Here is a 7,389-nt window from a genome sequence, read left to right on the forward strand (position 1 = left end):
GGCTGCACTGCTGGTGGCACGAGCCGATCACCTCGGACCAGTGGAAGAATTGCGACCAACTGGCCGAGTGCGGCAACGCGGTGCACAGATTCAACACCAGCTACGGCGAACAGGCCGACGCGGGCTCGTACCCGCCGAACTGCTCCACCACGGGCCTGCCCTCCAACGCCATGATCATCGATGATCTCCCGGACGGCACCACACCCGCGGGTGTGGACGCGAGCAGAGGATGCGGAGCCGTCTCGTCGGACGGCACCTTCAACTTCACCTTCGCCCCCTGGGACACCCGGATGGACCTGACCAACGACGGCGTCGACAACCCGATCACCGTCACCACCTACCCGGGCAAGATCGACACCCATCAGATCGGCGCGGGATACGGCAACCACTTCTGGTTCACCCACACCCGCTCCCCCGAGTCCTATCCGGCCAACGCGAACCGGATGAAGGTCACCGGAACCTGGAAACTCAACGGGCCCATCACCACGCACAACGGCCAGGCCAAGGTCTTCGCACACATACCCGACCATGGAGCACAGACCACAGCCGCGACCTACAAGATCAGCACAGACGACGGGATACGAGAAGCCACGATCTCGCAAAAGGCCAACCAGTCCAACAAGTGGGTCGATCTTGGCGCGTACTTCTTCGCCAACACCACCCCACAGATCACGTTGGACAACTTCAACGGCGGCAGCGGAGACGCGGACATCGCCTTCGATGCCATCGCGGTCGCACCGGGAACCTACAACGGCCTGAAGATGACCGGCAGCATGACAGCCAATCCGGCCGCACCGGACCCGGCTCCGGTCGAGCCAGGCGAGAAAATCTCCGGCGGTTTCATCCTCGCGGGCAGCGGAACTTCAGCCGCCACCACGGCAATGGCTGCTACAGCTTCCACGGGCACCTCGTCGTGCTCTACCGTATCGCTGTCCATTATCCGCAAGCGCACCAGCAGCTGCGTCCATGATGAACTGGGGATGAGGCACCACGGGGAAGACAATGTAGTGGATGGAACCGCATGGTTCGACTACTACAACACGATCTACCTCGACCCTAAAAGCGCCGAATTCTACCAGGTCACCACGATCAAGTTGGAGTCGATGGACGGCGTGGTGAACGCGGCCAGTCTGGACTACCACGCCAAGTGCCGGGGGTACTGCAGCATCACGAGCGCCAACTGGCAGGGGTCGAATATCTTCACAAAGGGCGATACCGCCCAGAGGACCATCACCACACGGTTCAAGTGGACGCCCAGCGGCTCGACTGTGAACACGATCACTCCGTACTGGACCTTCAACGGAGCGACCAATGAGGCCCCGATCTTGAATCCTCTCGAGGTCGAGAAGTCCAAACTGGACATCCGCTGCGACAGTGTAGTGGCCAACGCCGGTACCGGCTGCGTGTTCTCGGGTTACAAGCCGACGTACGTCATGAACTCCAAGAAGTTCCCCGGGGCCGCCGCGCACATCGACCTGATGTGGCGCAAAACCAATATCGACTGGGGCAACCGCAACGGCGGCAAGCCGCTCACCTACCTGGACAACAAGATGGCCACCGACGGCAGCGGCAAGACTCAGCAGGACCGCAACCGTCAGATCATCTGCGGCAGGCAGTGGAAGACCTACAAGGACACCGGCCTCTTCAGTGACCTGTGGACCCAGGACGCGGGAGAAGCGCGCACGGACAGGAAGAGCTGTGACGAGTTCGCCTTCGCCAACGCCCTCCAGAGCGCCGGAAACCTCACGGGTCCCAACCATGTCAAGTACAGCGGAAAGGAGTGCGTGCAGACCTATCTCCGGCGCAACACCGACGGCACCATGACACTCCATCTGCGCCCGGATGCCCCGGCACCGACGTGGAAGGAGCCGTGTGGCCGGTCCTCGATGTCGAACTGGCAGAACACCCAGTCGATGCGGCCTTTCGGCGGCTTCGTCAAGGAACAGCGCTTGATGGAGGACGACGGCTATTGGCTCGACCTCGACGGATTCACCGCACCCACCCCGTAAACAAAAAATAGAAGGTCCCCCCGGTCAATTCCGGGGGGACCCTCGCGTGGCCTGCGCCTCACGACCACACGAGCCGCCCGTCGACGACGGAACAGACGGGATGCTTTCCAGCAGCGATCCGCATGAGCATCTCCGCCACGGAGTCGAAATAGTGAGCCAGTGATTCATATTCACCCGCAGTCGTAGGATTCCCCACAAACCACCTTCCGACGCGCCCGTCTCTAGCGTCGACGAACTTTCCTGTCCAGCCGTCCTGATCCGAGAGGAACGGAATCCAATCGTTGCGCCAGAATGGATTGTCCGACTGATCCGGAGGATTGATCCCGCCATGCGTCGCATGGTTCGCGTAGAGATTCGCCATCGACCGGACCCCCAGAAAGAACATTCCCTCGTCCGGAAAACCGGCGAAGCCGCAGCAGGCCACGTCGTCGTCGAAGTCTTCCTCGGGCACATCCAGATTGTTCCGAACCAGCCACGCCCGCAGATCCTCGGGCAGCGAGATGCCCATCCGCTCCTCGGCGGTCTGGAGTGCCTCTTCCGTAGCCGGTCCTGACAGTTCCGCGTGATCCGCTGGAGCAGTCTCCCGAAGTAGCTCCATCACACGAGTCCAGCTCTCCACCACGCCCATTACGATTCCGTCCGATCCGCCCACGTAGAGAAGGAAAACCCGTGCACGCCCCCGAGCGAACGATCACCGTAGCAGTCGCCCTCCTGGCCCTGTCCCTCAGCGCGTGCTCGTCGTCCGGGTCCGCCTCCGACTCGTCCGACTCCGCGAAGCCCCCGGTCGACCGGAGCAAGTGGCCCCAGGCGGTGCCCCGAACAGGTCTGGTGAAGGGCCTGACGCTGCCGCTCGAGGCCTACCTGCCTTCCTACGCCGACACCGTCGCCGTCGACCAGGCACGCACCGATCTGCAGGAACAGTGCATGGCCGACTACGGCCTCAGCGTCTCTCTGCCTCGGGCCGGAGCCAACCCGTCCATCAGCGACAACAGCATCGACATCGAACGCCGCTACGGCATCACCGACCGTGCCGCCGCGGGCAGGCGCGGCTACCTGCTCACGCCCGACCAGCAGAAGAGCACCGAACAGAAGACGCCGGAGCTGTCCGATGCCGAGGTCGAAGTCCTCACCGGTCACACCAAGCCGAAGCCGGCCGCCGCACCCACGGGCGGCCACGGAACCGACTTCGTCGGACGCGGCAAGACCCAGCCCGCACGGGCCGAATACAACGGCAAGAAGCTGCGCAAGGGCGGCTGCACCGGCTGGTCCCGGTCGAAGTTCCCCCCGGTCTCCGAACTGTCCCGCCTCGCCGACACACTGGCCGCGCAGTCCCTGACCTCCTCGCGGGACGAACACGGAGTGAAGAAGGCCATGAAGGAGTGGTCCGGGTGCATGGAGAAGGCCGGATACGACGTCGCCAACCCGTACGCCGCGATGGAGAAGGGCCTGTCGAAGGACCACGGCACCACCGCCTCCAAGGCGCAGATCGACATCGCACTCGCCGACGTCGACTGCAAGCGGAAGTCCGACCTGATCAAGATCTGGTCGGACGCAGAAGCAGCGATTCAGAAGAAGCTGATCAAGGAGAACAAGGTCGAACTCACAAAGAACAAGAATACCTTCGCCGCCTTGGTCAAGTCCGCTCACGCGCGGCAAACCAACTATCGGTAGTTCCGCGACTTCGCCGACGAACTGGCGGGCTGGCGGGCTGGCGGGCTGGCGGGCTGGCGGGCTGGCGGGCTGGCGGGCTGGCGGGCTGGCGGGCTGGCGGGCTGGAAGCAGCTGAGACTCCTGTGGCCAGGCCCGGGCACCGACTGGCCGCCCTGTCGGTCACCCGCTATACGGTGGTACCGATCACCTGGGCACCGGCGTCGCAAGGGGGACCGTCGTGAAGCCCACCATGGCCGTTCCATGTCGCGACGACGGCGGGCGGCAGCACCTGGCCGCACGCCCGGATCGGCGTCGTCCGGGCCGCACGCCCGGTCGGCGACGAGCCGGGGTGCGTCAACATCCGCGGGCGGTCCGCGAAGCTGACCCTCAGCTACCGCACCACGCGGCAGATCCTGCGCTCGGCCCTCGGCGTCCTCGGCGAAACCACGTACGACGATCTCGACGGCGGCGCGGAGCCCCTCGCCGGCTATCGGTCCGTGCTCAACGGCGGAGCCCCGCCGGAAACGCCTTCCCGGACTGGGAGGCCGAGCGGGAGGACGTGGCCGCTCTGATCACGGAGTAGGACGCGGACCTGGACACGGCTCGCACGAGCAGATCGCGGTGTGCGTTCCGACCAATCAGATGGCCGCCCAGATGGGATACACGCTCAAGCTACGCGGCATCGACTCGGTGGAGATCCGCTCCGACGGGCCGAACGGATCCGTCGGCGTGCACATTACGCGTCAAGCCGGGCACCGGGCGCGGCCCGGACTCCCCGAAGCCACTGGACCCGAGGGTCCTGAGGTTCGCCCCGCGCAGGACGTAGCAGCCGCCCGCGCGGAGGGCTGAACGGTGCCCCCGTCCTTCGCGGACGGGGGCACCGGGCGCGGCTTCGGCGCCCCGTCAGATGCAGGCCCAGGCGCTCAGCTCGCTGGGGGCGGGTCCGCACAGGAAGTAGCTGAGGTCAGAGATCTTCTCCAACTCGGTGTTCCAGGCACTCTCCTGCGGACCGGCCATCCTCTGCAGTGCGACGACCTGTGTCATGGTCTTGTGTCCTCTCCTGGTCGGGTGGGGGTGCCGCCGCCGTCGACGGCGCCCGGTGTGCAGAGCCGGTCGAGGCTGAACAGCCTGTCCCGGCCGGGGTGGAGCACTTCGTGCAGGAACAGCAGGATCCCGGAGGAGCCGCTCCACAGGTCCGCGCTGAACCGCTGGAGCCCGTCGCCGAGGAACCTGACCCCGTCGTCGCCCGGCACCGCGTACTTGAACAGCGCCGCGGCCGTGTCCAGGGCGTGCTCGCGGTGCTCCGCGTCGCCGCTGACGGCGGCGAGGTCGCTGAGCGCGAAGCCGAGTCCGGCGAGACCCTGGTAGAGGCCCGGCATGACCGTGTAGCGGGTGCGCAGGCGCGGCATCAGGGCGCCTTCCACGGCGGTCAGCCGGTCGTCCGGCCGGAGGCGGTTGTAGCGGGCGACCGCCCGCAGCATGCCCGCCGTTCCGCAGTACAGGTAGGGCATCGAGCGGCGGTCGGTGGCCGAGACCGGGAAGTGCGGCGAGGGGCCCTCGGCCGGCATCGCGCGGTCGAGTTCCTGGCACAGCAGCCGTACGCCGCGGTCCAGCAGGCCGGTGTCCCCGGTGACCGTGCCGAGGGGCGCCAGTGCCCAGGCCACGCCGCAGCGGCCGTGCAGCCAGCCGGTCGGGTCGTCCGGCGCGAGGCCCGCGGCGACCGACTCGTCGGTGCGGGCCGGCGCGAGCAGGCGTTCCGCGGTCTCCACGTGCGCGGCGTCGCCGGTGTGCGCGAACAGGGCGAGGTGTGCCGTCGCCACGCCCGCCGCGCCGTCGGCGAAACCGATCCGGTGCTCGGTGAGCGGGTGGGCGGCCGCGGTGGCGAGCAGTTCGGCCGCCTCGTCCAGCAGGCCGAGGTCCGCCAGCACCCATGCCACGCCGGCGAGTCCGGTGTGCAGGCCGGGGGCGAGTGTCCGGGTCGCGGCCACGGCGTCCTTGCGGAACCTCTCGGTCAGCGCCGGGTCGACGGCCACCTCGGCCTGGCGCAGCGCGTGCAGCACGCCCGCCGTGCCGTAGGCGACGCAGACGGTGTTGGTCGCGTATCCGTTCGGCACGGTCGGGAAGATCCGGTCGGTGCGTTCCGGGTCGGCCATGGCGGTCAGCGCCCGCGCCACCTCGTCGCGCAGCGCGCGCACATGGCGGCGCGGGTCGGCCGCGACGGCCTCGGGGCCGGGCAGGAGCGCCGGTTCGTCGGCCGGGTGGTGGCGCTCCGCGCGCGCCCACAGCGCCGGTGGGACGGGCGCCCGGCGGGCGAGGTCGGCCCGCAGGTGGGCGAGGGAACCCGGGCAGCGTTCCACCACGCCCGGGTTCGGGCCGAGCATCAGGCGCACCAGGGCGGAGAGGCCGTAGGCGTCCTGGACCTTCGGGTCCTCGCGGGAGAGGTGGGCGGGCGCCGCGTAGCCGGCGGTGGCCACGGCGACCGGGGGTTCGTCCAGCAGGTGTGCCGCCTCGAAGTCGATCAGCCGTGGCGAGCCGTCCGGGCCGATCAGCACGTTGCCGGGGCTGATGTCGCCGAAGACGTAGCCCGCCCGGTGCAGTTCGTCCACCTGGTGTTCGAGGGAGGTGATGATCGCCGCGCAGTCGGCGAAGTAGCGGTCGAAGTCGGCCCGGCCGGCGTGCGGCCGTACCAGGGGGGTGTGGGTGGTGACCCAGTTGTTGAGCGGGACGCCCTCGACGAACTCGGTGACCAGGAAGGTGTGCTCCCACACCCGGAACCGGGCCAGCGGTTCCGGACCCAGTCCCGGCCGCACGGCGTGCAGTTCGGTCAGGGCGCGCCATTCGCGCTCCATCCGCTCGGGCGCGCTGCGGCCGTCCCAGGACAGCCCGGTGTGGTCGCGGGCCTCCTTGATGAACACCTTGCGGCCGGTCGCCTCCTGCCGGCCCGCGTAGGCGCCGCCGCCGTTGCTGTGCCGGACGGCGTGCTCGAAGGCGAAGCCCCGGAAGTCGGCGTCGGGTTCCTCCGCGGCGTCGTCGTCCGGTGCGAACGGGTCCTCGATGCCCGCGGGCAGGTGCCATCCGGGTTCGCGGAGGTCGGGGACGAGGGCGCCGCGGCCGTCGGCGATCACCGGCTCGCCGGTGCCGTCCGGCAGCAGGCGCCGGCGTGCGGTGAACGCGCCGTAGCGGTAGTGCACGACCTTGGAGTCGCCGAAGCGCCGGTCGGTGAGGATGTACTGGCCCTGCTCGTCGCGCAGCCGCGCGGAGAGGACGTTCATCAGGTCGCGGGCGCGGTCCTCGTCGTCCGGGTAGGCGACCAGGAGCTTGCCGCTCTGGGTACGCGAGGCGTGCTTGTGCTGGAGCACGAGCAGCAGGCGTTCGGCGGTCACGTGCTTGAAGCAGACGTCCCTGGCGAAGCACTCCTCGGCGAACACGTCGAGCACGGCGGGCAGCCGCTCGGCGCGCGCCGAGACATGCACCTTCCAGCCCTGCGAAGGCAGCGTGCGGCCGGTGCGGGACCAACTGGTCCACAGGCTCTGCTCGGCGTGCTCCCAGCCGTCCGGGACCTTGGACGGCCGGTAGCGGCGGCCGAGCTCGGCGAGCGTCTCGACCGGCGCGTAGTAGTCGGGATCGGCCATTGCATACGTCTGTTCGCTCATCACTGCCTCACGCTGGCCGGGTCGGATGGGGACGGATCGGCGTCCCCGCGGGTGCCGCGCTTCGGCTGACCGCGGAG

The 7,389-nt window shown here is 68.3% G+C and carries 4 protein-coding genes and 1 pseudogene; 2 read left to right on the plus strand and 3 right to left on the minus strand.

The features are described from left to right. Positions 1-2,009, plus strand: a pseudogene (locus ACL02U_RS32440) (hypothetical protein); the annotation flags it as partial. 58 nt (positions 2,010-2,067) lie between these two features. Here ACL02U_RS32440 and ACL02U_RS32445 read toward each other — a convergent pair. Next, a complete protein-coding gene (locus tag ACL02U_RS32445) occupies positions 2,068-2,637 on the minus strand; it encodes an SMI1/KNR4 family protein (RefSeq protein ID WP_412794595.1) in 570 nt (189 codons plus the stop codon). A 41-nt stretch (positions 2,638-2,678) separates the two neighbouring features. Between ACL02U_RS32445 and ACL02U_RS32450 the strand changes: the two genes are divergently transcribed. Beyond that, on the plus strand, positions 2,679-3,680 hold the full coding sequence (locus tag ACL02U_RS32450; protein ID WP_412794596.1) for a hypothetical protein: 1,002 nt from the start codon (positions 2,679-2,681) through the stop codon (positions 3,678-3,680). An 882-nt stretch (positions 3,681-4,562) separates the two neighbouring features. Here ACL02U_RS32450 and ACL02U_RS32455 read toward each other — a convergent pair. Then, entirely contained in the window at positions 4,563-4,703 is a 141-nt protein-coding gene (locus tag ACL02U_RS32455; RefSeq protein WP_412794597.1) for a hypothetical protein, read from the minus strand. Next, the gene (gene lanKC / locus ACL02U_RS32460; RefSeq protein WP_412794598.1) at positions 4,700-7,312 is read right to left on the minus strand and encodes a class III lanthionine synthetase LanKC; all 2,613 of its coding nucleotides are present in this window, start codon (positions 7,310-7,312) and stop codon (positions 4,700-4,702) included. The genes ACL02U_RS32455 and lanKC overlap by 4 nt, the downstream gene beginning before the upstream one ends. Between the last annotated feature and the right edge of the window lie 77 nt (positions 7,313-7,389).

It is taken from the genome of Streptomyces sp. MS06, assembly GCF_047200655.1.
Classification (GTDB): Bacteria; Actinomycetota; Actinomycetes; order Streptomycetales; family Streptomycetaceae; genus Streptomyces.